The sequence below is a fragment of the Rhizobium sp. YJ-22 genome (assembly GCF_029601685.1).
Lineage (GTDB): Bacteria > Pseudomonadota > Alphaproteobacteria > Rhizobiales > Rhizobiaceae > Metarhizobium.
The window spans coordinates 21480-42196 of record NZ_JARRIR010000009.1 but is presented as its reverse complement, the minus strand read 5'-3'; the positions used below and the strand labels follow the sequence as shown (position 1 = coordinate 42196).

Annotated in this window: 24 protein-coding genes and 1 pseudogene; 11 read left to right on the top strand and 14 right to left on the bottom strand. The window is 63.8% G+C overall.

Annotated elements, in window-relative coordinates; genetic code table 11:
• The 3 genes from P7F60_RS20450 to P7F60_RS20440 form a co-directional block, all read right to left on the bottom strand.
• Entirely contained in the window at positions 1-627 is a 627-nt protein-coding gene (locus P7F60_RS20450) for an aminotransferase class IV family protein (protein ID WP_277919539.1), read from the bottom strand.
• On the bottom strand, positions 612-1772 hold the full coding sequence (locus P7F60_RS20445) for an aminodeoxychorismate synthase component I (protein ID WP_277919538.1): 1161 nt from the start codon (positions 1770-1772) through the stop codon (positions 612-614). Before P7F60_RS20445 ends, P7F60_RS20450 begins: the two co-directional genes overlap by 16 nt.
• 62 nt (positions 1773-1834) lie before the next feature.
• The gene (locus P7F60_RS20440) at positions 1835-3676 is read right to left on the bottom strand and encodes a M3 family oligoendopeptidase (protein WP_277919537.1); all 1842 of its coding nucleotides are present in this window, start codon (positions 3674-3676) and stop codon (positions 1835-1837) included.
• Positions 3677-3918: 242 nt separating this feature from the next.
• Between P7F60_RS20440 and P7F60_RS20435 the strand changes: the two genes are divergently transcribed.
• Together P7F60_RS20435 and P7F60_RS20430 are read left to right on the top strand one after the other, a co-directional pair.
• Positions 3919-5463 carry a sigma-54 dependent transcriptional regulator gene (locus tag P7F60_RS20435; protein WP_277919536.1) on the top strand — a complete coding sequence of 515 codons (1545 nt, stop codon included), beginning with the start codon at positions 3919-3921 and terminating at the stop codon, positions 5461-5463.
• 290 nt (positions 5464-5753) lie between these two features.
• On the top strand, positions 5754-7562 hold the full coding sequence (locus tag P7F60_RS20430; protein ID WP_277919741.1) for a DUF882 domain-containing protein: 1809 nt from the start codon (positions 5754-5756) through the stop codon (positions 7560-7562).
• 82 nt (positions 7563-7644) lie between these two features.
• Here the strand turns inward: P7F60_RS20430 and P7F60_RS20425 are convergent, their stop codons facing one another.
• From P7F60_RS20425 to P7F60_RS20410, 4 genes are all read right to left on the bottom strand, one after another.
• A complete protein-coding gene (locus P7F60_RS20425) occupies positions 7645-7899 on the bottom strand; it encodes a DUF2312 domain-containing protein (protein WP_277919535.1) in 255 nt (84 codons plus the stop codon).
• A gap of 121 nt (positions 7900-8020) precedes the next feature.
• Positions 8021-8326 (bottom strand): DUF1244 domain-containing protein, encoded by a 306-nt coding sequence (locus P7F60_RS20420; RefSeq protein ID WP_277919534.1) that lies wholly within the window; start codon positions 8324-8326, stop codon positions 8021-8023.
• Positions 8323-9135: an N-formylglutamate amidohydrolase gene (locus P7F60_RS20415; protein WP_277919533.1), complete on the bottom strand. Its 813-nt coding sequence runs from the start codon at positions 9133-9135 to the stop codon at positions 8323-8325. Before P7F60_RS20415 ends, P7F60_RS20420 begins: the two co-directional genes overlap by 4 nt.
• Positions 9081-9449 carry a hypothetical protein gene (locus P7F60_RS20410; protein ID WP_277919753.1) on the bottom strand — a complete coding sequence of 123 codons (369 nt, stop codon included), beginning with the start codon at positions 9447-9449 and terminating at the stop codon, positions 9081-9083. Before P7F60_RS20410 ends, P7F60_RS20415 begins: the two co-directional genes overlap by 55 nt.
• Here P7F60_RS20410 and P7F60_RS20405 point away from each other — a divergent pair.
• Together P7F60_RS20405 and pyk are read left to right on the top strand one after the other, a co-directional pair.
• Positions 9450-9815 (top strand): annotated as a pseudogene (locus tag P7F60_RS20405) (DUF1036 domain-containing protein); the annotation flags it as partial.
• Positions 9815-11254 carry a pyruvate kinase gene (gene pyk, locus P7F60_RS20400; RefSeq protein ID WP_277919531.1) on the top strand — a complete coding sequence of 480 codons (1440 nt, stop codon included), beginning with the start codon at positions 9815-9817 and terminating at the stop codon, positions 11252-11254. The pseudogene P7F60_RS20405 and the gene pyk, both read left to right, overlap by 1 nt.
• Before the next feature lie 56 nt (positions 11255-11310).
• Here pyk and P7F60_RS20395 read toward each other — a convergent pair whose 3' ends face one another.
• The 6 genes from P7F60_RS20395 to P7F60_RS20370 form a co-directional block, all read right to left on the bottom strand.
• A complete protein-coding gene (locus P7F60_RS20395; protein ID WP_277919530.1) occupies positions 11311-12318 on the bottom strand; it encodes an alpha/beta hydrolase in 1008 nt (335 codons plus the stop codon).
• 22 nt (positions 12319-12340) lie between these two features.
• A complete protein-coding gene (locus P7F60_RS20390) occupies positions 12341-12946 on the bottom strand; it encodes a hypothetical protein (protein WP_277919529.1) in 606 nt (201 codons plus the stop codon).
• A gap of 100 nt (positions 12947-13046) precedes the next feature.
• Complete coding sequence (gene ykgO / locus P7F60_RS20385; protein ID WP_034855034.1) at positions 13047-13172, bottom strand: type B 50S ribosomal protein L36; 126 nt, start codon at positions 13170-13172, stop codon at positions 13047-13049.
• 172 nt (positions 13173-13344) lie between these two features.
• Positions 13345-14403, bottom strand: coding sequence for a 5-(carboxyamino)imidazole ribonucleotide synthase (locus tag P7F60_RS20380; protein WP_277919528.1), 1059 nt, complete (start codon positions 14401-14403; stop codon positions 13345-13347).
• A complete protein-coding gene (gene purE / locus P7F60_RS20375; RefSeq protein ID WP_277919740.1) occupies positions 14403-14867 on the bottom strand; it encodes a 5-(carboxyamino)imidazole ribonucleotide mutase in 465 nt (154 codons plus the stop codon). Before purE ends, P7F60_RS20380 begins: the two co-directional genes overlap by 1 nt.
• Positions 14868-14927: 60 nt before the next feature.
• A complete protein-coding gene (locus P7F60_RS20370; protein WP_277919527.1) occupies positions 14928-15131 on the bottom strand; it encodes a DUF465 domain-containing protein in 204 nt (67 codons plus the stop codon).
• A 220-nt stretch (positions 15132-15351) separates the two neighbouring features.
• Here P7F60_RS20370 and P7F60_RS20365 point away from each other — a divergent pair, with 220 nt between their 5' ends.
• Positions 15352-15525 (top strand): DUF465 domain-containing protein, encoded by a 174-nt coding sequence (locus P7F60_RS20365; protein ID WP_277919526.1) that lies wholly within the window; start codon positions 15352-15354, stop codon positions 15523-15525.
• A gap of 189 nt (positions 15526-15714) precedes the next feature.
• Here P7F60_RS20365 and P7F60_RS20360 read toward each other — a convergent pair whose 3' ends face one another.
• On the bottom strand, positions 15715-15975 hold the full coding sequence (locus tag P7F60_RS20360) for a metalloregulator ArsR/SmtB family transcription factor (protein WP_277919525.1): 261 nt from the start codon (positions 15973-15975) through the stop codon (positions 15715-15717).
• 101 nt (positions 15976-16076) lie between these two features.
• Here P7F60_RS20360 and P7F60_RS20355 point away from each other — a divergent pair, with 101 nt between their 5' ends.
• From P7F60_RS20355 to P7F60_RS20330, 6 genes are all read left to right on the top strand, one after another.
• On the top strand, positions 16077-16427 hold the full coding sequence (locus P7F60_RS20355) for a VOC family protein (protein ID WP_277919524.1): 351 nt from the start codon (positions 16077-16079) through the stop codon (positions 16425-16427).
• Between the two features lie 115 nt (positions 16428-16542).
• Positions 16543-17196: a thiamine phosphate synthase gene (locus P7F60_RS20350; protein WP_277919523.1), complete on the top strand. Its 654-nt coding sequence runs from the start codon at positions 16543-16545 to the stop codon at positions 17194-17196.
• Between the two features lie 8 nt (positions 17197-17204).
• Positions 17205-18290: a tetratricopeptide repeat protein gene (locus P7F60_RS20345; protein WP_277919522.1), complete on the top strand. Its 1086-nt coding sequence runs from the start codon at positions 17205-17207 to the stop codon at positions 18288-18290.
• A gap of 4 nt (positions 18291-18294) precedes the next feature.
• Complete coding sequence (locus tag P7F60_RS20340; protein ID WP_277919521.1) at positions 18295-18603, top strand: YkgJ family cysteine cluster protein; 309 nt, start codon at positions 18295-18297, stop codon at positions 18601-18603.
• A 127-nt stretch (positions 18604-18730) separates the two neighbouring features.
• Complete coding sequence (locus P7F60_RS20335; protein ID WP_277919520.1) at positions 18731-19531, top strand: inositol monophosphatase family protein; 801 nt, start codon at positions 18731-18733, stop codon at positions 19529-19531.
• A gap of 123 nt (positions 19532-19654) precedes the next feature.
• Entirely contained in the window at positions 19655-20716 is a 1062-nt protein-coding gene (locus P7F60_RS20330) for a flagellar motor protein MotA (RefSeq protein WP_277919519.1), read from the top strand.
• Position 20717: the final 1 nt, after the last annotated feature.

Here is a 20717-nt window from a genome sequence, read left to right as displayed (position 1 = left end):
TCAGTCCGTGATCAGTTGCGCGCGGATCAGGCCGCGCAGGGAATTGCCAAGGAAAATCTGGCGGTTGCGCAGATCCTGAAGCCGCAGGCGCTGGCTGCGGGCCTTCTGCCGGCAGATCATGTCGGTGCGGAAGACGCCGGACAGCAGGCCGGAATTGAGCGGCGGCGTCATCAGCGGCCCACCGGTCTCCTCCACGAAGATGCTGGTGATCGTGCCTTCGCAGACATCGCCCAATTCGTTGAGCAGCAGAACCTCGTCGGCGTCTTCCTTCGAATATTCGGCGCGCGCCGCCTCGTAGACGTCGCGTTTCGAGGTCTTGTGGCGCAGCAGCGGATCGGCGGAATCGAGGCGGGTCTGGGCGACGCGCAGCGTCCAGACAGTATCCTCGTCGAGCGGCGTGAATGGCGTCGAGGTAATATCGATCTCGCCCTTCGGCGTCAGCGTCAGGCGCACGCGCAAGGGTTCGGCTGCGTCCTTCAGGTGCTCGTCCAGCTTCTTGCGGGCGGCGGCCGGCTGGCGGAAGCGCAACGCATCGGCCGAACGCGCCAGCCGCTTCATGTGCTGGTCGATCCTCAGCGGCCCCTGTCCGGGCTCGTAACGAAACGTCTCGATCAGCGTGAAATCCATTGATCCCCTACCGCAAAACGGGCCTTCAACAGGCATTCCTCATATTCGGCATCGGCGCGCGAATCGAACACGATGCCGCCGCCGACATTGAAGACTGCGTGGCCGTTTGGAAAGAGCGAGATGGTGCGGATCGCCACCGAGAACCGCATCGGCCCCTCCGGCGAGACGAAACCGATCGCCCCGCAATAGGCGTCGCGCGGGCCGTCTTCCAGCGTATGCAGGATGCTCATGGCGCTGATTTTCGGGGCGCCGGTGATCGAGCCGCAGGGGAAGAGGGCGGCGAAAATGTCGCGCAGGGTCAGGTCAGGCAAAAGCTTCGCCTGCACATGGCTGACCATCTGGTGGACGGTCGGATAGGTCTCAATGTCGAAAAGCTTGGGCACGTCGAGCGTGCCGACCTCGGTGATGCGCGAGATGTCATTGCGAAGCAAGTCGACGATCATGCGGTTCTCGGCCTGCGTCTTCTCGTCGGCCAGCATGGCAGCGACGATGTCCGCATCCTCCTGCGGCGTCGCGCCGCGCGGGGCGGTGCCCTTCATCGGATGCGTCTCGATCCAGCCGTCCTCGTCGGTGCGGAAGAACAGTTCGGGCGAGCGCGACAGCAGTTTCGGGCCGCCGAGATCGAGATAGGCGCTGTATTTCACCGGCTGGCGGGCGATCAGCGACCAGAAGGCGGCGAGCGGATCGCCGTTCCAGCGCGCGGTGATCGGCATGGTCAGGTTCGCCTGGTAGCAATCGCCCAGGCGCAGATGCCGGTGCAGGCGCTCGAAGCGGTCGCGATAGGTGTCGAAATCCCAAGCCGCGCGCGGCTCGCTGAGGAGGGGCTCGTTTTCGGCGCGCTGACGCGGCTGCAGGAGCGGATGGTCTTCATCCGCCGGTGCATCGAAGAGGCCGAAGCAGAGCAGCGGCGTCTCGCGGTCCTCGACGGCGAAATTTTCGAGCTTGTCCTCGAACAGATGCCCCGCCTCATAGGCCATATAACCGGCGAGCCATTTGCCGGATTTGCGCGCCGCCTCCAGCTTGTCGAGCGCGGGGAAAAAATCGGCGCGCCTGTTCACCATGACGATCTCGGCGGGATCGGAAAACAGCATGGCGGTGCCGGCCGGGTCGTCACGAAACAGGGCGAAGGGCGGGTGGTCGGCCATGGAAGTCGTCGTCTTTCCGCTAACCGCCGCCCGCTTGGCGGCGGGCGGCGCAATGCTTGGTTTCAGTCCTTATCAAGCGCTTCGAGTTCGTCGATCAGCCCTTCAATCATCGACAGGCCCTGTGCCCAGAACGACGGATCGGTGGCATCGAGCCCGAAAGGCTTCAGGAGTTCCGAATGATGCTTGGTGCCGCCGGCCTTCAACAGCTCGAAATACTTCGCCTGGAAGCCCGATTCGGCCTTCTGGTAGACGGCATAAAGCGAATTCACCAGGCAATCGCCGAAGGCATAGGCATAGACGTAGAAGGGCGAGTGGATGAAGTGGGGGATATAGGCCCAATAGGTCTCGTATCCTTCCGAAATCTTGATCGCCGGGCCGAGGCTTTCATTCTGCACCGACAGCCACAATTGCCCGATCTGCTCGGAGGTCAGTTCGCCCTCCTTGCGGGCGGTATGCACCTTACGCTCGAATTCGTAGAAGGCGATCTGGCGCACGACCGTGTTGATCATGTCCTCGACCTTCTGGGCGAGCATTGCCTTGCGCTCGCGCTTGTCCTTTGTTTTATCCAGAAGGGCACGGAACGTCAGCATCTCGCCGAAGACGGAGGCGGTTTCGGCGAGCGTCAGCGGCGTCTGGCTCATCAGCGCGCCCTGGCCACCGGCCAGAACCTGATGCACGCCATGGCCGAGTTCATGGGCAAGCGTCATCACGTCGCGCGGCTTGCCGAGGTAATTGACCAGCACGTAAGGATGGGCCGAGGGCACGGTCGGATGGGCAAACGCCCCCGGCGCCTTGCCGGGGCGCACCGGCGCGTCGATCCAGCTTTCGTCGAAGAAGCGGCGGGCGATGTCGGCCATCTCAGGCGAAAACGCGGCATAGGCCGAGAGCACCATGTCCTTGGCTTCCGTCCAGGGAATCAGCGCATCCGGCGTCTCCGGCAGCGGCGCGTTGCGGTCCCAGTAGTTGAGCTGGTCCATGCCGAGCCATTTGGCCTTCATGGTGTAATAACGGTGCGACAGGCGCGGATAGGCGTCCTTGACGGCGGCCGCCAGCGCATCGACCACCTCGCGCTCGACGCGGTTGGCGAGATGCCGGCTGTCGGCGATGTCCTGAAAACCGCGCCAGCGGTCGGCAATGTCCTTGTCCTTGGCGAGCGTGTTGGTGATCAGCGTGAAGACGCGCAGGTTCGCCTTGAAGGTTTCGGCAAGCGCCATCGCCCCCTTGCGCCGCGCCTCGGGATCGGCTTCCTGCAGCAGGTTCAGCGCCACTTCCAGCGGCACCTTCTCGCCGTCGATATCGAAGCGCAGCTCGGCCAGCGTCTCGTCGAACAGCCGATTGAAGGCGGTGGCGCTGGTCATGGATTTTTCGAGGAAAAGCTGTTCCAGCTTGTCGTCGAGCTGGTAGGGCTTGTCCTTGCGCAGGTCGAGAAGCCAGGGCTTGTAATGGGCGGCGAGGCTGTCGCGCGAAAGCGAGGCCTCGATCACCGAATCGTCGATGCGGTTCAGCTCCAGCGGGAAGAACAGGAGATGCGCGGCGATATCGGTGAGCTTCACCTGCACGTCGCCGTAGAACTTGCCGTTGGCGGGGTTGCTGGTGTCGGAGAAATAGGTCAGCCCGGCATAGGAGGCGATGCGGCCGAGCAGATCCTCCAGCGCATCCGACTGGGCGATGGCAGCACCCAGCCCTTCGTCGCCGGTTTTCGTCGCGGATTCCGCCAGCTTGCCCTTCCAGCGCGCCTCGAAGGCGACTGCCTCGCTTGCCGCCTTCTCAACATCGCCGAGGAATTCGGGCGAATCGGTGGCGGGATAGAGATCGGTGAGACGCCAGACCGGAAGCTCGCCGAGTGCCGCCGACTGGCGGGCAATGGCGGCGGGGGCGGTCTGCATCACGGGGAGGGGGCGCATCGGCATGTCCTTCTTCGATCGATCCTACATGTATCGTCACGCAGATGTATTCACGCCCAGGCGGCGCGGCAAGCGTTTCGCGTTGCTTTCCTGCCCGAGAGGCGACCGGTGTGCCGGAAAATGCGAATGGTTAAAATCCGAGCATTTCTCAAAACTGGATGTTCAACCCTCCCATGCCAGGGTCAGCCTCGGGTTTCGCATGATGCGACGCTCTCATGATGGATGATTGCCAGGAGTTGACCGTGACCGCGCACATTCTTGTTGTTGATGACGACCCCGTCCAGCGCCGCCTTCTCAAGAACGCCGTCGAGCGTCACGGCCATATTCCGCATCTGGCCGAAAACGGCCGCGCGGGGCTGGAGCTGCTCAAGCGCCGGCTGGGCGAAATCAACGTCATCGTGCTCGATCTGGTCATGCCGGAAATGAACGGGCTCGGCTTTCTCGAAGCGCTGCACGATCTTGGTATCGATCTACCGGTCATCGTCCAGACGGGGCAGGGCGGCATCGATACCGTGGTGCAGGCGATGCGCGCCGGCGCCTTCGATTTCGTCGTCAAGCCGGTCTCGCCGGAGCGAATCGCCAATTCCATTGCCAATGCCCTGAAGGTCGACCAGCGCGAGGCCAAGGCCCGCGCCGGCCGCCGCAGCCGCGCAGGCGCCATCGGCTTCGACGACATCGTCTCCGCCAGCCCCTCGATGCTGCGCGTCATCGAGTTGGCGCAACGCGCCGCGCAATCCAACATTCCCGTGGTGCTGGAAGGCGAATCGGGCGTCGGCAAGGAACTGGTGGCCCGCGCCATCCAGTCCGGCGGCGACCGTGCCGGCCGGCCGTTCATCACCGTCAATTGCGGCGCCATCCCGCATAATCTGGTGGAAAGCATCCTGTTCGGCCATGAGAAGGGCGCGTTCACCGGTGCGACCGAACGCCACGCCGGCAAGTTTGTCGATGCCGACGGCGGCACGCTGTTCCTCGACGAGATCGGCGACCTGCCGCTCGAGGTGCAGGTGAAGCTGCTGCGCGCCGTGCAGCAGGGCGAGATCGAGACGGTCGGCGCCAGCAAGCCGCAACGCGTCGACGTGCGGCTGATTTCGGCGACCAACAAGGATCTGATCGAGGAGGTCAAGGCCGGCCGTTTCCGCGAAGACCTCTATTACCGCCTCAACGTCTTTCCGATCACCATTCCGGCGCTGCGCCGTCGCAAGGAGGATATCCCGCATCTGGCGCGCGTCTTCGTACAGCGCTTCGCCAGTGAACAGAAGCTGGCGCACATGCCGGTGCTGACCGCAGGCGCGCTCGGGCTTTTGACCGCCTATGATTGGCCGGGCAATATCCGCCAGCTCGAAAACGCCGTGTTCCGCGCCGTCGTGCTGTCGCAGGGCCATGAGATCACCGAGCAGGATTTCCCGCAGATCGCCGCCCAGCTTCCGGCCTATGCCGCCGGCAGCGGCCTGGCCGTGGAGCCCGGCCATTCGCCGGCGCAGATCGCGGCCCGTACCTCGCCTTTCGCCGAGCGCGGCCTGCTCGAGGGCGGCCATGCCCTGCCGGAGATGATCGACCATCCGGCCGCCGCTGTCGTGCCCGACAATGTCATCGTCAGCCTCGACGAATCCGGCGATGTGCGCAAGCTCGCCGACATCGAGGAAGAACTCATCCGCTTTGCGCTGAAATTCTATCGCGGCCAGATGAGCCAGGTGGCGCGCAAGCTCGGAATCGGCCGCTCGACCCTCTATCGCAAGCTGAAGGACTACGGAATCGACCCCGACGACCCCATGAAAGACGCGGCTTGAAAAAAATTATGGCGTTAACGGTCGCGCAAGGCTATTTCGTTACCTCTCGTAAAGCTCTTGTTAGTGGTGCATTCACCATATATGGAGCTTGTGCATGTGTGGCATTTTTGCCATCGTGTCACCGCAATTGACATTCATGTGATCAAATATGCGATAGAGAGCGTCGAACGGGGATAGATTTGGCGAAATTCATTCGAACGAATACGCCGTCGAACGGGGACGGGAGCTTTGCCGCTGTGCTCAGGAACTGGGTGGCGAAGCCCGCATTGATTCTCAGCCTCGTTCTGGCCATGGCGCCGATGCTGGCGCCCTCTGTATCTCATGCGGCAGGCGATACCCGCAGCCTGAAGCTCTATTTCGTGCATACCGGCGAAAAGGCCGTCATCACCTTCAAACGCAACGGCAAGTTCGATCCGCAAGGGTTGCAACAGATGAACCGCTTCCTGCGGGATTGGCGCCGCAACCAGCCGACCAAGATGGATCCGCGCCTGTTCGACCTGATCTGGGAAGTTTATCGCCAGAGCGGTTCGCGCGAATATATCCATGTCGTTTCCGGTTTCCGCTCGCCGCAGACCAATTCCATGCTGCGTTCGCGCACAAAGGGCGTCGCCGAGAAGAGCCAGCACATGCTCGGCAAGGCGATGGATTTCTACCTGCCGGACGTCAAGCTCGCCAACCTGCGCGCCATCGGCATGAAGATGCAGGTCGGCGGCGTCGGCTTCTATCCGAAGTCGGGTTCGCCCTTCGTGCATATGGATGTCGGCAATGTCCGCTCCTGGCCGCGCATGAGCCGCCAGGAACTGGTGCGTCTGTTCCCGAGCGGCAAGACGATGCATCTTCCCGCCGACGGCCAGCCGCTGCCGGGCTATCAGCAGGCAGTGGCCGATTACAAGCGTCGCGCCGGCTCGGTTCAGATCGAGATGGCCGAGGCATCGCCGAAGAAGCGTGGTTTCTTTGCCCGCCTGTTCGGTGGTGGCGCCGATGAAGAGGAAGAAAGCGGCGGCATGGAGGAATCCGCCCCGGTCGTCGCCGCGCCCAAGCAGACGGCGCCCGTCAGGCAGCCGTCCGCCCCCGTCGTCGAGCCCGAGCAGCCGGTCATGACCGCGCAACTCGAACAGCCGGCAGCGCCCGATATCGATGCCCCCGTGCCGATGGTGCGCCCCGCCTTCCGCGAGCCGGCGCAGGCCGGCATGGCGACGGCGCTGCTGCCGTCTTCGCATAGCTCCGCCCAGGACGCGCTCGCCGCGGCCCTGCCGGCAGCGCCGGAGCCGCAGCAACCGGCGACCGACGGTTTTGCCGATCTGGCCTCCTACAAGATTCCGGTTCCGTCGTTGGCGCCCACACGTGCGCAGCAGGAAACCGCCTCGGCCGAAGCGATGCTGGAACAGTCGGCGCTTGAAAAGCTCGCCTATGTTCCCGTTCCCGGCAGTCGCCCGGAAATTGCCCAGGCGCTGGCCGCCCAGGCGAAATCCGCCGCCGAGCAGAAGAACGAAGGCGCCATCGAGCAAGCCTCGCTCTCGCCGGCCGTCGCCGCCGCCCTAGCGCGCAACACGACCGGTGCGCAGGAAGATGCCGATCTTGCCGTCGACGAACCGCCTTCCGAAGGCACGCCCGCCTATCAGGCCGAAGCGGCGGCACTCGCCGCCTCGAGCGGCGCCGAACACGCCGAATACAGCACCGATGAGCCGGAAGACGGCGATGGCGACGGGGCCATGCAGCTTGCCGCCCTCGAACCCGTCCAGAAACCGGCCGCCACCGATCTCGCCGCATTGCCGACGCAGGTGGCGCCCGCCAAGGGTGGCCGTCCGAAGAAGGTGGATGCCGATGCCGCGACCCGCGAGCCGGTGCGCACCGAGCCGAAGCTGACGACGCAGATCATCTCGCAATGGGCGCTGAGCAAGGCGCGCGTCGAGCTGAACTCCAAGCCGGTCAAAGCCCCGCGTTTCGTCAGCCCGACCCTGCGCGCGCAGCCGACCGCCGTCTACACCGCCGGGTTCTCCCCGAAGACCGCTTCCGTCGATCCCGGCCGTTTCAGCGGCAACGCGGTCAATTTCATGGAAGTGCGCAAATTCGACAAGGCGAACGGCATCACCGAATAATCCCGCCGTTTCATCGTTACCAAAACAAAACCCCGGCCTCGCGAGAGGCCGGGGTTTTTGCATGTAGTCCATGCGGACGGCATTATTCCATGCCAAGTGCTGCCATGTAGGTCTGGAGAATGGTTTCCTCCTCGATGCGCTCGTTGGCATCCTTCTTGCGCAGGCGGATGATGGTCTTCATCGCCTTGGTATCGTAGCCGCGACCCTTGGCTTCGCCGTAGACGTCCTTGATGTCGTCGCTGATCGAGGCCTTTTCTTCTTCGAGACGCTCGATGCGTTCGATGAACTGGCGCAGTTCGGCGGCGGCGACGTTTTCGACTGTGTTTTCTTCTGCCATCTCGTGTCCTCTTGAATTAATCCTTCCGGCCCGGCGCGGTGGCCCACGCGCGGGTTCGCATCCCGGCCGCTGACCTGCCGCGAAGCGGGGCCGAGGTCAAGGGCCCGGATGCCGTATTTGCCTAGTCGCGGGGCTTGTTTTCCTCGAAGGCAGCCTTTTGCGCTTCGGTGGCGTCGCGCTGGTAGCGTTCTTTCCAGTCCTCGTAAGGCATGCCGTAGACATGCTCGCGCGACTGGTCCTTGCTCATCTCGACGCCGGCTTCGAGGGCGGCGTCGCGATACCAGTTCGATAGGCAATTGCGGCAGAAGCCGGCGAGATTCATCATGTCGATGTTCTGCACGTCGGCGCGTTCGCGCAGATGCGCGACGAGCCGGCGGAAGGCGGCCGCCTCGAATTCCGTCTGCTGGTCCTTGTGTAGCTCGCTCATGGCGCATCTCCGTAATCGATGTCGTAGGGGCCGGTGCGCGACGGATACCGCCGGTATTCATGCAGCGCCGGATCGGCGGTCATCGCCGCGAAGATCGGACGCAGGCGCTCCGCCCAGGCGGCGATGCCGGCCGCGTCGGCTATCAGATCCTGACGCACCTCCAGAAGTGCATGCGCAATGCCGCGCATCATGCAATGACGATACATGGTATCGCCTTTCAGCGCCCCGTCATAGGGCTCGTTGTCACCGACGACGAGGCTGTCATCAGCCCGCAGCCGGGCGATGAGATCGACGGCAGCGCGCGGATCGCTGTCCCAGAGAATGCCGGCATGCCAGGGGCGCGGCACGCCTTTCCAGAAGGGCGTGAAGGAATGCAACGACAGGACCAGCGGCGCCTTGCCGGTCCTTGCCTCGACGGCGCGGATGGTGCGGGCAACGGCCTGGTGATAGGGGCGGTGATAGGTCGCCAGCCGGTAATTCCATTCCTCCGGCGTGATCGGATGGTTGCCGGGCACGATGGCGCCATCGGAAATCTTCATGATCAGCGTCGGGTCGTCCTCGCCGCGATTGGGGTCGATCAGCAGCCGCGAAAAGCAGCTCAGCACCGCCGGCGCCCCGAGCGAGGCCGACAGCGCCCGGGTCAGCCCTTCGATGCCGATATCATAGGCGATATGGCGGGCAAAAGCCTCTGGCGGCAGCCCGAGGCTGCCATAGCGCTCCGGCAGGCGATTGGTGGCGTGATCGGCAAGCAGGATCAAACCGGTGTCATCATTGCCGGGTAGGATTTCGAAGGATTGGACGTTTTGCATTCGCGACCGTGTGCCGGATTCGTTGCCCGTTGATCGCATGGGCAGGCCTGCCGTGCAAGGCCGCGAATGGGCTTCCTGCCTTTCCCGGGCCTTGCAACGGGGGCGGCGATGAAAATATAATCGATTAGAGTCGCGTTGACTTTCCCGGCCGGGCAGCGCAAGAAAGCAGGATGACGAATAACCATGGAGTCCCGACGGAAGCCGTGATGAACAGATTTGCGCTTTTTGCCGGTTTGAAACTTCGATCCGTTCGACGACTGGCATATGCCGTCCCGGCTGTCGTCCTTCCCTTTCTCTTCGCTGACGTGGCCCATGCCGAGTTCAGGGTGTGCAACGGCACCCAGAATTTGGTGGGCGTCGCCATCGGTTACCGCGCCAAGGACGGCTGGGTGTCAGAGGGCTGGTGGCAGGTGCCGGCGACGACCTGCGCCACGCTGATCGAGGGCGAGTTGCAGTCGCGCTATTATTACCTCTATGCGGAGGATGCGGCGCGCGGCGGGCGCTGGACGGGCGACATCAACATGTGCGTTGCCGAAAACGAGTTCAAGATCGTCGGCGTCAAGGATTGCTTTGCGCGCGGCTATCAACAGATGGGCTTCAAGGAATACGACACGGGGCGGCAGGGAAGCTGGATGGTTCAGCTTTCCGATACCCCAGCCACGCAAGAAAGCCAGAATTGATGAAGCGGAACCGCAAAGTAAAGATCCTCGCCACCCTCGGCCCTGCCTCGTCCGAAGAGGCGATGATCGAAAAGCTGCATCAGGCGGGCGCGGATCTGTTCCGCATCAATATGAGCCATGCCAGCCACGAGCTGATGCGCACGCTGATTACGCGCATCCGCGCCGTCGAGGCCCGTTCCGGCCGCCCGATCGGCATTCTCGCCGATCTTCAAGGGCCGAAGCTGCGCGTGGGGAAATTCGCCGAGGGAAAGGCGGATCTGACGGTCGGTCAGACCTTTACGCTCGACAATGACGAGACGCCGGGCGATGCGACCCGTGTGTTTCTGCCGCATCCGGAAATCCTCGAGGCGGTCAAGCCCGGCCACCGCCTGCTGATCGACGACGGCAAGCTGCACCTGACCGCCGTGGAATGCGACGGCAAGCGCATCGTCTGCACGGTCGTCGCCGGCACGCGCATTTCCGACCGCAAGGGCGTCAGCCTGCCCGATACGCTGCTTGGCGTCGGCGCCCTGACCGACAAGGATCGCGTCGATCTCGACGCCGTGCTCGCCACCGAGGATGTGGACTGGGTCGCGCTCTCCTTCGTGCAGCGTCCGGACGATCTGGCCGAAGTGCGCAAGATCGCCCGCGGCCGCGTCGGCGTCATGTCGAAGATCGAGAAGCCGCAAGCGCTGGAGCGCATCGAGGAGATCATCGAACTTTCGGACGCGCTGATGGTGGCGCGTGGCGATCTCGGCGTCGAAATGCCGCTGGAATCGGTGCCCGGCATCCAGAAGCAGCTCATTCGCTCCTGCCGCCGCGCCGGCAAGCCGGTGGTCGTCGCCACCCAGATGCTGGAATCGATGATCTCGGCGCCGGTGCCGACCCGCGCCGAAGTCTCGGACGTTTCCATCGCCGTCTTCGAAGGCGCCGATGCGGTGATGCTTTCGGCCGAATCGGCCTCCGGCTCCTATCCGGTCGAAGCCGTTTCGATGATGGCGTCGATCGCCAGCACCGTCGAACGCGACATCCATTATCCCGGTATCATTTATGCCCAGCGCGCCCAGCCGGAAGCGACCGGCGCCGACACGATCTCGCTGGCGGCCCGCCAGATCGCCGAGACGCTGAAATCGGCGGCCATCGTCTGTTACACCTCCTCGGGCACGACCGGCCTGCGCGCCTCGCGCGAGCGGCCGCAGGTGCCGGTCATTGCGCTGTCGCCGATCGTCAAGACGGCGCGCCGACTGTCGGTGGTCTGGGGTTTGCATTGCGTCGTCACCGAGGATGCGACCGACCTCGACGACATGGTCAACCGCGCCTGCCGCATCGTCGCCAACGAAGGCTTTGGAAAACCGGGCGACCGCGTCATCATTTCCGCCGGCGTGCCGCTCGGAACCCCCGGCGCCACCAACATGCTGCGCATCGCCTATATCGGCCCGGATGGCTTGACGGGCATCTGAGGCGTCTGCAAGACCCTGACGCGAAAAGCCCTCGCCGGATCGGCGGGGGCTTTTCTCTATCGGCAGATGGACGTGGCCGAGAGTACTTCCTGCTGGGCTTCAGCCCTTGCCGCCGCCAGATCGACCGGATGGCCCGCGATCCATTCGAGGGCGGCGATTGCAAGGCCGGTGGTGACGTAATCCGGCTTATGGCCGAGGCCGTGGACGGTGAGCAGCTTCGCGCCGGGAATGCTGACGGCGAGGCCGTGGGAATGGATTTCGACGGCGACGATATCGTCGCGGTCGCCGGTGACGATCACGGCAGGCGTGCGGATATCGCCATAGAGCGGCGCGGTGCGGGCGGCATAGATGTTGAGGTTGGCGATATCGATGGCGTTGTAGACGAAGGTCTTAGGGCGCAGCACCAGTTGCGGGGCAGTGTTCTCGTCGTAATCGGCCGGGCGCGGATTGGGGGCAAAGACGGCGTTGGTCGCCGCATCCAGCATCGCCAGGCCGGCGGGCAGGGAAAACAGGCGGGCGAACAATGAGCCGAGCCATGGCGTGCTGGCGATCCGATAATACCAGGCGATGCCGCCGGGCCAAGGATGCGTCGCCGGCGCGAGGAAGAGCAGGCCGAGCGTCTTATCGGGATGTTTCAGCGCGAAGCTGGCGGCGATCGCCGCGCCAAAAGAATGGCCTGCTATGATTGCCTTGTCGATGCCGCGCTTGCCCATCAGACGGGCGATGGCGTCGGCCTGACCATCGGGAAAGCCATTTTCCGGGCCGCCACGCTCTGAATAGCCATGGCCGGGGCGGTCGACGAACAGCAGGTCGGCACGGCCTTGCAGCGCCCCGCGAAAGGCGAAGAGCTGGTCGCGCAGATTGCCGCTGGCGCCATGGATGAACAGGATCGGCGGCAGGTCCGCGGCCGGTCCAGCCGGCAGCAGCACGGAATTCATCCTGAAGCCGCCGACATCGATCAGTTCACCGATACCGGGCGCATCCCGCTCGATGACAGACGTCTTCCAGCGGGTGAAGGCCAGCAGCAGACCAATGACGATGAGCAGGAGAAGGATGATGAGCATGGCGGCAGGACGGCGGGCGGCGTCAGGTCCGGCTGCCGGCGAGCTTTTCGCTCAGCGTCTGCACCTGTTCCTGCGCGTTGCGGTCGGCGGGATAGATGGTCAGGAATTGCTCCCAGGCCTTCAGCGCCAGTGCATCATGGCCCGACTCGGTCAGGATTGCGGCCATGCCGGCCAGCGCTCCGAAATGGCGCGGCTCCAGCGTCAGCACGCGGTTGATATCGGCCATGGCCTTGCGTGTATCGCCGGCAATGTAGTTCAGCGTCGCCCGGCGGTTCCAGCCTTCGACGAAGGTCGGTTTCAGAGCGATGGCCTGGTCGAGAAAATCGTGGGCGGCGGCGTTGCGCTTCTCGGCGATGGCCTTGTCGGCCCATTGCATCAGCAGATTGACCGTGGCGCTGCCCGAATCGCTCCATTCAAGGCGGATGCGGTTGGCGATGCCTTCGGCGGCCTGCGGATCGCGTTCACGCTTCAACTGGGTGAAAAGCGCATTCAGCCGGTCGGCGGGGCGTTCCTCGCCGAGCGGCTGTTCGACGATGACATCCGGCTTGGTGTTTTCCGCGGCCAGGGCCGGAGGGGCGGCCAGCAGAGTCAGGGCCAGCAGCAACCGCGAAGGGGTAAAAATGCACATGGCGGGTATGGTAACCCGCCATTTCAGAAGATCAAAGGAAATCTTGCTGTTGCACAACACTGTGAGCCTGCGCCCACCTGTCTTATTCGAGACCGTGCGATCAGCCCTGGCGGGCCTTGAAGCGCGGGTTCAGCTTGTTGATGATGTACACCCGGCCCTTGCGGCGAACCAGACGGTTCTCGCGATGACGAGCCTTGAGCGACTTCAGAGAGTTCTTGATCTTCATTTTTCTGATCCGCAATGTTGGCTAGGGGGAATTCACATTCGCCCGTATTCTTCAGTTCAAAAACCCGTCTCGGACGGGCTTTCAGGTGGCGTGCAGATAACCCGCCCTTACCCTTGTGTCAACCGCCGCCCGGCAGTTTTCGCCGGAAATGCACGGTCTCTAGGGGTCGGCCCTACCTCTTCAGCGTCGTGACATGACCCATCTTGCGGCCCGGCCGCGCCTCGGTCTTGCCGTAGAGATGCACCAGCGTGTCGTCGGTGGCGAGCCATTGCGGCAGGACGTCGATGTCGTCGCCGATCAGGTTCTGCATCACGCAATCGGAGTGGCGGCGGGGATTGCCGAGCGACAGCCCGGCAACGGCGCGGATATGTTGCTCGAATTGCGAGATGACGCAGGCCGCTTCCGTCCAGTGGCCGGAATTGTGGACGCGCGGCGCCATTTCGTTGGCGACCAGCCCGCCATCGGCGAGCACGAAGAACTCGATGCCGATGACGCCGACATAGTCGAGCTTGCCGAGAATCGCTGCTGCTGCGGCGCGTGCCGCCTCGGCGGTCGCCTCCGACACGTTGGCGGGTACGGTCGAGGTGTGGAGGATGCCGTTGCGGTGAACGTTTTCCGCCGGATCGAAGGCGCGCACCTTGCCGTCGAGGGCACGGGCGGCGATGACGGAGAGTTCGCGCTCGAAGGCGACGAAGCTTTCGAGGATCATCGGCACCGAGCCAAGGCTCGCGAAGGCGCCGGCCGCGTCGTCGGCGGCGGAGCGGAACACCTTCTGGCCCTTGCCGTCATAGCCGAGGCGGCGGGTCTTCAACACGCCCTGGCCGCCGAAATCGGCGAGTGCAGCATCGAGATCAGCCTGGCTGTCGATGGCGTGGAACCGGGCGGTGGGAATGCCGCAATCGTTGATGAAGCGCTTTTCGGTCAGCCGGTCCTGCGCCACTTCCAAGGCGCGCGGCGGCGGATAGACGGGCACGCGGGCGGCCAGCCGCTCGGCGGCGGCGACGGGCACGTTTTCGAATTCATAGGTGACGACGTCGCAGGCGGCTGCGAGTTCGTCGAGGCCGGCGGGATCGTCATAAGCGGCGGCGATCTGGCGGTTGGCGAGCTGGGCGGCGGGGCAATCGGCCTGCGGCTCCAGGATGATGGTGCGGAAATTCAGCCGCGCGGCCGCCATGGCCAGCATGCGGCCAAGCTGGCCGCCGCCGATGATTCCGATCGTCTTGGTTGTCATCAAACTTCGTCCATGGGGTATTCGGCGACCGAGTCGGTCTGGCGCTGGCGCCAGTCGTCGAGGCGGCGGGCGAGATCGTCGTCCTGCAGCGCCAGCACGGCGGCGGCGAGCAGGGCGGCATTGACGGCGCCGGCCTTGCCGATCGCCAGGGTTCCGACCGGAATGCCGGCCGGCATCTGAACGATGGAGAGCAGGCTGTCCTTGCCCGACAGCACCCGCGACTGCACCGGCACGCCGAAGACCGGCAGCGGCGTCATGGCGGCTGCCATGCCCGGCAGGTGGGCAGCCCCGCCTGCACCGGCGATGATGATCTTGAAGCCTTCGTCGCGTGCCCCCTTGGCGAAGCGCATCAGCCGGTCGGGCGTGCGATGGGCGGAGATGATGCGCGCCTCATAGGCGATGTCGAGCGCTTCCAGCGTGTCGGCGGCATTCTTCATCGTCTCCCAGTCGGACTGGCTTCCCATGATGATGGCGACCGGGGGCGTATCTGCTGCTGTCACGAGGGGCCTCTCGAAAAAAAACCGTCAGGCGATGATGTCGGGGATGATCTGGTCCTCGAGCTTGCTCAGTTTGTCCTTGATCACCAGCTTCTTCTTTTTCATCCGCTGGATTCGCAAGGCTTCGCATCCAGTGGCGATCATCGCATTGATCGCGGCATCGTAGTCCTCATGCTCCTGGCGAAGCCGCGCCACCATCAGCCTGATGTCCGCTTGTTCCTGATCCGCCATCAAACAGTCCCCATTTCGTATCGGACCGCCACTGTCCGATTTGCCGATGCTTTTCGCAAGCTCCTATCATCAAATACCGGTAACGGGAAGTTATCCTTCTTCACGAATTTGCCGCGTAAGCGCCTTCATTTCGCCTTCGACAATGACGGAAGTTCATGTCACACTCCTGTCGTTAACCGGTGCCATCGGGGGCCGGAGAATAAAAGGAAGGACGTGACAAATGACCATTCAGGCTCATCTTGAATCGCTTCAGAAAAAGCATGGTGCGCTGGAGGAGCAACTGCACCTTGCCATGACATCTCCCTCCATCGACGACGGCGAAATCGCCGATCTGAAGCGTCGTAAGCTGCGGCTGAAGGATGAAATCGAGCGTTTGAGAGGCTCGACGCACTAAAGATTGCCTTCTTTCCTTTCATCCCATCTCATGAGGTTCGGTCAGACTGCTTGAAATCGCATTCGCGTACAGGGTCTGGCCGCACTTCGAGCGCAACCCAGGGACATGAAAAAGGTTGCGAGACATGATTGACCGGCGGCTGTAGTGCCGGTCGCGACAAGGGTTCTGGTCGTGGCGTCGGGGAGACCCTTACGACCAGAACTGGTCGAGCCAGAGGTTGAGCCGATCGAAGCCCGGCCTGTTGACCGAATAAATCCGCTTCGTCCCTTCCGCCGTCACCTGCACCAGGTTGCAATCCAACAACGCCTTCAGATGCTGCGACACCGCCGGGCGGCTGATCGGCAATCCCTTCGCCAGATCATTGACCGTGCGCGGCGCGCGACGCAATTCCTCCAGCAGGTGGCGCCGGTGAGGATCGGCTATCGCGGCAAAGGGATCGTAGGTCGACATGGGCGAAAGCTAGGATAAACTGACCCCACAGGCAAGCGGAATTGTGCAGTGCAGCGATTTTCGCGTTGCGGTGCCGATATCTCGCGACAAAAGGAGATTTCATGGTCGTCAGACGGGTCGTCGCCAATATCGCCGCCACGGATGTGCAGGCGGCGCAAGCCTTCTATGGCGAGTTGCTCGGCATGGAGATCGTCATGGATCACGGCTGGATCGTCACCTTCGCCGGAACGGGGCAGTCGATGCCGCAGCTCAGCATCGCCACGGAAGGCGGCTCGGGAACGCCGGTGCCGGATCTGTCGATCGAGGTCGATAATCTCGATGCCGTCGAGGAAGGGATGCGCGAGGCCGGCATCGCCTTCGAATACGGCCCGGCGGTCGAGCCTTGGGGCGTGCGTCGCTTTTTCGTGCGCGATCCCTTCGGGCGGCTGGTCAATATTCTCGGCCATCTCTAGGGCGTAGTCTGCTGCCTGTTGATTGCGTCGCCGCTCCGGTCTATCGGAGAAGACGAGATGCTGATGCGGCCCGCGCCTTAGGTGCGCCGCGCGCCAAAAACATGGATTTAAGACAATGACCGCACCCGAAGACCGTTGCCGCCTGGTTCTGATCGTCCCCGACATCGCCGATCCCGCCGAGAAGCGGCAGGTCGTTGCGGATGCCCTGCGCGGCGGCGACGTGGCGTCCGTCATCGTGCCGCAATACGGGCTCGACGACGCCACCTTCCAGAAGCACGCCGAGCTGGTCGTGCCGGTCGTCCAGGAAGCGGGTGCCGCAGCCCTGATCGCCGGCGACAGCCGCGTCGCCGGCCGCGCCAAGGCCGACGGCCTGCATGTCACCGGCACGCCGGAGGAGCTGGCCGAGGCCATCGACAAGCATGCGCCAAAGCTGATCGTCGGCGGCGGAAGGGCGGCGGATCGCCACAATGCGCTCGAAGTCGGCGAGGTCCGCCCGGATTACATCTTTTTCGGCAAGTTCGACGGCGACATCAAGCCGGAGGCGCATCCGAAGAATCTCGACCTCGCCGAATGGTGGGCCTCGATGATCGAGATTCCGTGCATCGTCATGGGCGGCACCGATCCTGCTTCGGCGCTGGCCGTGGCCGAGACCGGCGCGGAATTCGTGGCGCTACGGGCCGCCATCTTCGACGAGCCGGCTTCGGCGGCGCGCATCGTCGCGGAAGTGAATGCGCTGCTTGACGAAAAAGCGCCACGGTTTGGCGATTGAAGCTCTCCATGCACCGTTTGCCCCGCTTTTTCCTGTCCGTCGCCTGCGTCGTTTCCGGCGCGCCTATCGCTTATGCGCAGTCGCCCGAGACCGTGGTGACGCGGCCGGTCGAGGGGGAGGCGCAGACCCTCAAGAAGGGTCGCGTCGTGCCCCCCGCCAATGGCGAGACGGGCAAGGACGAGAGCAATCCCGGCGGGCTGGCGATCTACGAGCGCATGGGCGCCGAATTGCCGCCGCTGCCGGAGGAGAAGAATTTCAAGGGCAAGGTCGACGAGGCCTATGGCGCCTTCCAGCGCGGCTATTACATGACCGCCATGGACAAGGCATTGCCGCGCGCCCAACTCGGCGATCCCGCGGCACAGACGCTGCTCGGCGAAATCCTGTCGCAGGGCCTCGGCGTCAAGAAGGACACCAAGGCGGCGGCGTTCTGGTATGGCCAGGCGGCGCAGAATGGCGATGCCGCCGCCATGTTCCGCTACGCGCTGATCCTGATGGAGGGTCGCGACGCGCCGCGCGACCGCAAGAAAGCGGACGAGCTGATGAAGAAGGCGGCGGATGCCGGCAATCCGTCCGCCCAGTTCAACCATGCCCAGGTGCTGGTCGCCGACAATCCCGGCGAGAAGGGTTTGAAGCTGGCGCTGCCCTATTATGAGAAGGCGGCTGCGCAGGGGATCGCGGATGCGCAATATGCCGTGTCGCAGCTTTACATGACGCTACCCGATGTCAGCGAGGATAAGCGCAAACAGGCGCGTGAATGGTTGATACGCGCCGCCCGCGCCGGTTTCGACACCGCCCAGCTCGACATGGGCATCTGGCTGGTCAACGGCATCGGCGGCGACCGCGACTACAATGACGGCTTCAACTGGCTGCAAGTGGCGGCCAAGCGCGGCAATGTCGTCGCCCAGAACAAGCTCGCCCATCTCTATATCAACGCCATCGGCACCAAGCCGGATCCGATCGAGGCGGCGAAATGGTATGTGCTGTCGCGCCGCGCCGGGCTTTCCGATCCCAAGCTTGAGGATTTTTATCTCGGCATGAGCGAGGAGCAGCAGAAGAAGGCGATCGAGGCCGCCAACAAGTTCAGGCGGAGTTGAGGCGATGACACCTGCCATGGAGGCGGCCTTCGACTGCCAGTCCTGCGGCGCCTGCTGTTCCTACTCGGCCGACTGGCCACGTTTTTCGATCGAGGAAGACGAGCAACTCGACAAGATCCCAGAGGCGCTGGTGGCGGCCGATCTCAGCGGCATGCGCTGCGACGGGCAGCGCTGCATGGCGCTGTCGGGCGAGATCGGCAAGCATGTTGCCTGCACGATCTACGACATCCGCCCGGAGGTCTGTCGCGCCTGCATGCCCGGCGATCCCGAATGCCTGATGGCCCGCGAGGAGCACGGTATCGGGCTCATGTGAGCTTCCGCCCTTGAATTCCGGCGGATTTTGTGGTCTTGAGGCCGCCATTCAAGTCAAACGATGATCGATCCCTTCGCCCGGCCGCTGGTGCCGCGGCGATCTGCCCATTACGCAAGGAAGTTTCCGCATGGCACGTTCCGCTCTTCTCAATGTCATGGTCCAGGCCGCCCTCAAGGCCGGAAAGTCGCTGACACGCGATTTCGGCGAGGTGCAGAACCTGCAGGTCTCGGTCAAGGGCCCGGCCGATTTCGTCAGCCAGGCGGATCGCAAGGCCGAGAAGATCGTGCGCGAGGAGCTGATGAAGGCGCGCCCGACCTACGGTTTCCTCGGTGAGGAAAGCGAGGAGATCAAGGGCTCCGACGGGTCGCATCGCTGGATTGTCGATCCGCTCGACGGCACCACCAATTTCCTGCACGGCATTCCGCAGTTTGCGGTTTCCATCGGCCTGGAGCGTAACGGCGAAATCGTCGCCGGCGTCATCTTCAATCCGGCGATAGACGAGCTCTACACCACCGAGAAGGGCGGCGGCGCCTTCCTCAACGATCGCCGCCTGCGTGTCGCCTCGCGGCGTACGCTGTCGGATTGCGTCGTCGGCTGCGGCATCCCGCATCTCGGCCGCCGCAACCACGGCAATTTCCTCATCGAGCTGCGCCATGTCATGGGCGAAGTCGCGGGTGTGCGCAGCCTCGGCAGCGCCGCGCTCGATCTCGCCTATGTCGCCAGCGGACGCTTCGACGGTTTCTGGGAAAACGATCTCAGCGCCTGGGACATCGCCGCCGGCATGCTGATGATTCGTGAGGCTGGCGGCTTCGCCACCGACCGCGACGGCGGCAACACCTCGCTCGAGACCGGCGCCATCCTCGCCGGCAACGAACATATCCACAAGGCGCTGATGGACGTCGTCAAGCGGCCGGTGCCCGGAAAGTAAGGCGCGGCCTGGCCGGGCTTTTCCGCGCGCTTGCGCGTGCGCGGATTTGCGGCGCTTAACCCTTCATTTTGCTGGAATTCTCCTCTACTGTCCGGACAAAGTTTCCGGAGGCAGTGGAACGGGATGGCACAATTGAATCTGGGCGAGATGGGGGAGATCGAGGGCGAGACGCGCGATTACGCCTATGGCGGCAAGCTGTCGAGCCCGATGCATTTCTTCTGGACGATGGTGATTTTCCTGATCATCGTCGGCTTCATCGCGGCGATCCTCTACCGGCAGGCCCATGCAGCCTTCGTCACCAATCCGGGGCTCAACAGCCTCATCCTCGGCGTGCTGCTGGTCGGGGTCATCCTGGTGTTCAATCATGTGCTGGCGCTCAGGCCGGAAGTGCGCTGGTTCAATTCCTTCCGCGCGGCCGGCAGCGCCAACCGCGTCGGCCGCGATCCGCGGCTGCTGGCGCCGATGCGTTCGCTGATCGGCAACCGCCAATCGCTGGCGCTGTCGGCGACGGCGCTGCGCTCCATCCTCGATTCCATCGCCACCCGCCTCGACGAAAGTCGCGATACGTCGCGCTATCTGATCGGCCTTCTGGTCTTTCTCGGCCTGCTCGGCACCTTCTGGGGTCTGCTCGGCACCATCGGCTCGATCAACAGCGTCATCCAGTCGCTCGATCCGGGCACATCAGGCGGATCGGCCAATATCCTGCAGACACTGAAGGATGGTCTGTCAGCGCCGCTCGCCGGCATGGGCACGGCGTTTTCCTCGTCGCTGCTCGGCCTGTCCGGCTCGCTGATCCTCGGCTTCCTCGACCTGCAGGCAGGCCGTGCCCAGAACCGCTTCTACATGGAATTGGAAAACTGGCTGTCCTCGGTCACCGACGTGACCTCCGACATCGTGCCACTGACCGAATCGCTGTCGTCCAACGCCTCCTCCGAGGAATTGCGGGTGCTGACGCAGCAGCTCGCCCGGCTGGCGGAAGAGGGCAGCGGCGGCCAGCGCACCGTTCAGGCCATGGCCAGCCTTGCCGAAGGCATTCAGGGGCTGGTGCGCAACATGCGCAATGAGCAGCAGATGCTGCGCGACTGGATCGAGGCGCAGCAGGAGGAGGCGAAAGCGATGCGCAAGACGCTGGACCGCCTGTCTGACCGACTTTCCGACCGTTCGCACGGACCGGGGAGCAAATAAG

What these genes read in the sequence shown, in the direction of transcription:
- P7F60_RS20355 (WP_277919524.1), top strand. Translation starts at nt 16,077, where the DNA reads ATGGTCGTCAGACGGGTCGTCGCCAATATCGCCGCCACGGATGTGCAG.
- ykgO (WP_034855034.1), bottom strand. Translation starts at nt 13,172, where the DNA reads ATGAAGATCAAGAACTCTCTGAAGTCGCTCAAGGCTCGTCATCGCGAG.
- P7F60_RS20350 (WP_277919523.1), top strand. Translation starts at nt 16,543, where the DNA reads ATGACCGCACCCGAAGACCGTTGCCGCCTGGTTCTGATCGTCCCCGAC.
- P7F60_RS20450 (WP_277919539.1), bottom strand. Translation starts at nt 627, where the DNA reads ATGGATTTCACGCTGATCGAGACGTTTCGTTACGAGCCCGGACAGGGG.
- P7F60_RS20440 (WP_277919537.1), bottom strand. Translation starts at nt 3,676, where the DNA reads ATGCGCCCCCTCCCCGTGATGCAGACCGCCCCCGCCGCCATTGCCCGC.
- P7F60_RS20425 (WP_277919535.1), bottom strand. Translation starts at nt 7,899, where the DNA reads ATGGCAGAAGAAAACACAGTCGAAAACGTCGCCGCCGCCGAACTGCGC.
- P7F60_RS20415 (WP_277919533.1), bottom strand. Translation starts at nt 9,135, where the DNA reads ATGCAAAACGTCCAATCCTTCGAAATCCTACCCGGCAATGATGACACC.
- P7F60_RS20445 (WP_277919538.1), bottom strand. Translation starts at nt 1,772, where the DNA reads ATGGCCGACCACCCGCCCTTCGCCCTGTTTCGTGACGACCCGGCCGGC.
- P7F60_RS20380 (WP_277919528.1), bottom strand. Translation starts at nt 14,403, where the DNA reads ATGACAACCAAGACGATCGGAATCATCGGCGGCGGCCAGCTTGGCCGC.
- P7F60_RS20395 (WP_277919530.1), bottom strand. Translation starts at nt 12,318, where the DNA reads ATGCTCATCATCCTTCTCCTGCTCATCGTCATTGGTCTGCTGCTGGCC.
- P7F60_RS20345 (WP_277919522.1), top strand. Translation starts at nt 17,205, where the DNA reads ATGCACCGTTTGCCCCGCTTTTTCCTGTCCGTCGCCTGCGTCGTTTCC.
- P7F60_RS20360 (WP_277919525.1), bottom strand. Translation starts at nt 15,975, where the DNA reads ATGTCGACCTACGATCCCTTTGCCGCGATAGCCGATCCTCACCGGCGC.
- P7F60_RS20330 (WP_277919519.1), top strand. Translation starts at nt 19,655, where the DNA reads ATGGCACAATTGAATCTGGGCGAGATGGGGGAGATCGAGGGCGAGACG.
- purE (WP_277919740.1), bottom strand. Translation starts at nt 14,867, where the DNA reads ATGGGAAGCCAGTCCGACTGGGAGACGATGAAGAATGCCGCCGACACG.
- P7F60_RS20420 (WP_277919534.1), bottom strand. Translation starts at nt 8,326, where the DNA reads ATGAGCGAGCTACACAAGGACCAGCAGACGGAATTCGAGGCGGCCGCC.
- P7F60_RS20370 (WP_277919527.1), bottom strand. Translation starts at nt 15,131, where the DNA reads ATGGCGGATCAGGAACAAGCGGACATCAGGCTGATGGTGGCGCGGCTT.
- P7F60_RS20365 (WP_277919526.1), top strand. Translation starts at nt 15,352, where the DNA reads ATGACCATTCAGGCTCATCTTGAATCGCTTCAGAAAAAGCATGGTGCG.
- pyk (WP_277919531.1), top strand. Translation starts at nt 9,815, where the DNA reads ATGAAGCGGAACCGCAAAGTAAAGATCCTCGCCACCCTCGGCCCTGCC.
- P7F60_RS20390 (WP_277919529.1), bottom strand. Translation starts at nt 12,946, where the DNA reads ATGTGCATTTTTACCCCTTCGCGGTTGCTGCTGGCCCTGACTCTGCTG.
- P7F60_RS20335 (WP_277919520.1), top strand. Translation starts at nt 18,731, where the DNA reads ATGGCACGTTCCGCTCTTCTCAATGTCATGGTCCAGGCCGCCCTCAAG.
- P7F60_RS20430 (WP_277919741.1), top strand. Translation starts at nt 5,754, where the DNA reads ATGGCGCCGATGCTGGCGCCCTCTGTATCTCATGCGGCAGGCGATACC.
- P7F60_RS20410 (WP_277919753.1), bottom strand. Translation starts at nt 9,449, where the DNA reads ATGGGCCACGTCAGCGAAGAGAAAGGGAAGGACGACAGCCGGGACGGC.
- P7F60_RS20340 (WP_277919521.1), top strand. Translation starts at nt 18,295, where the DNA reads ATGACACCTGCCATGGAGGCGGCCTTCGACTGCCAGTCCTGCGGCGCC.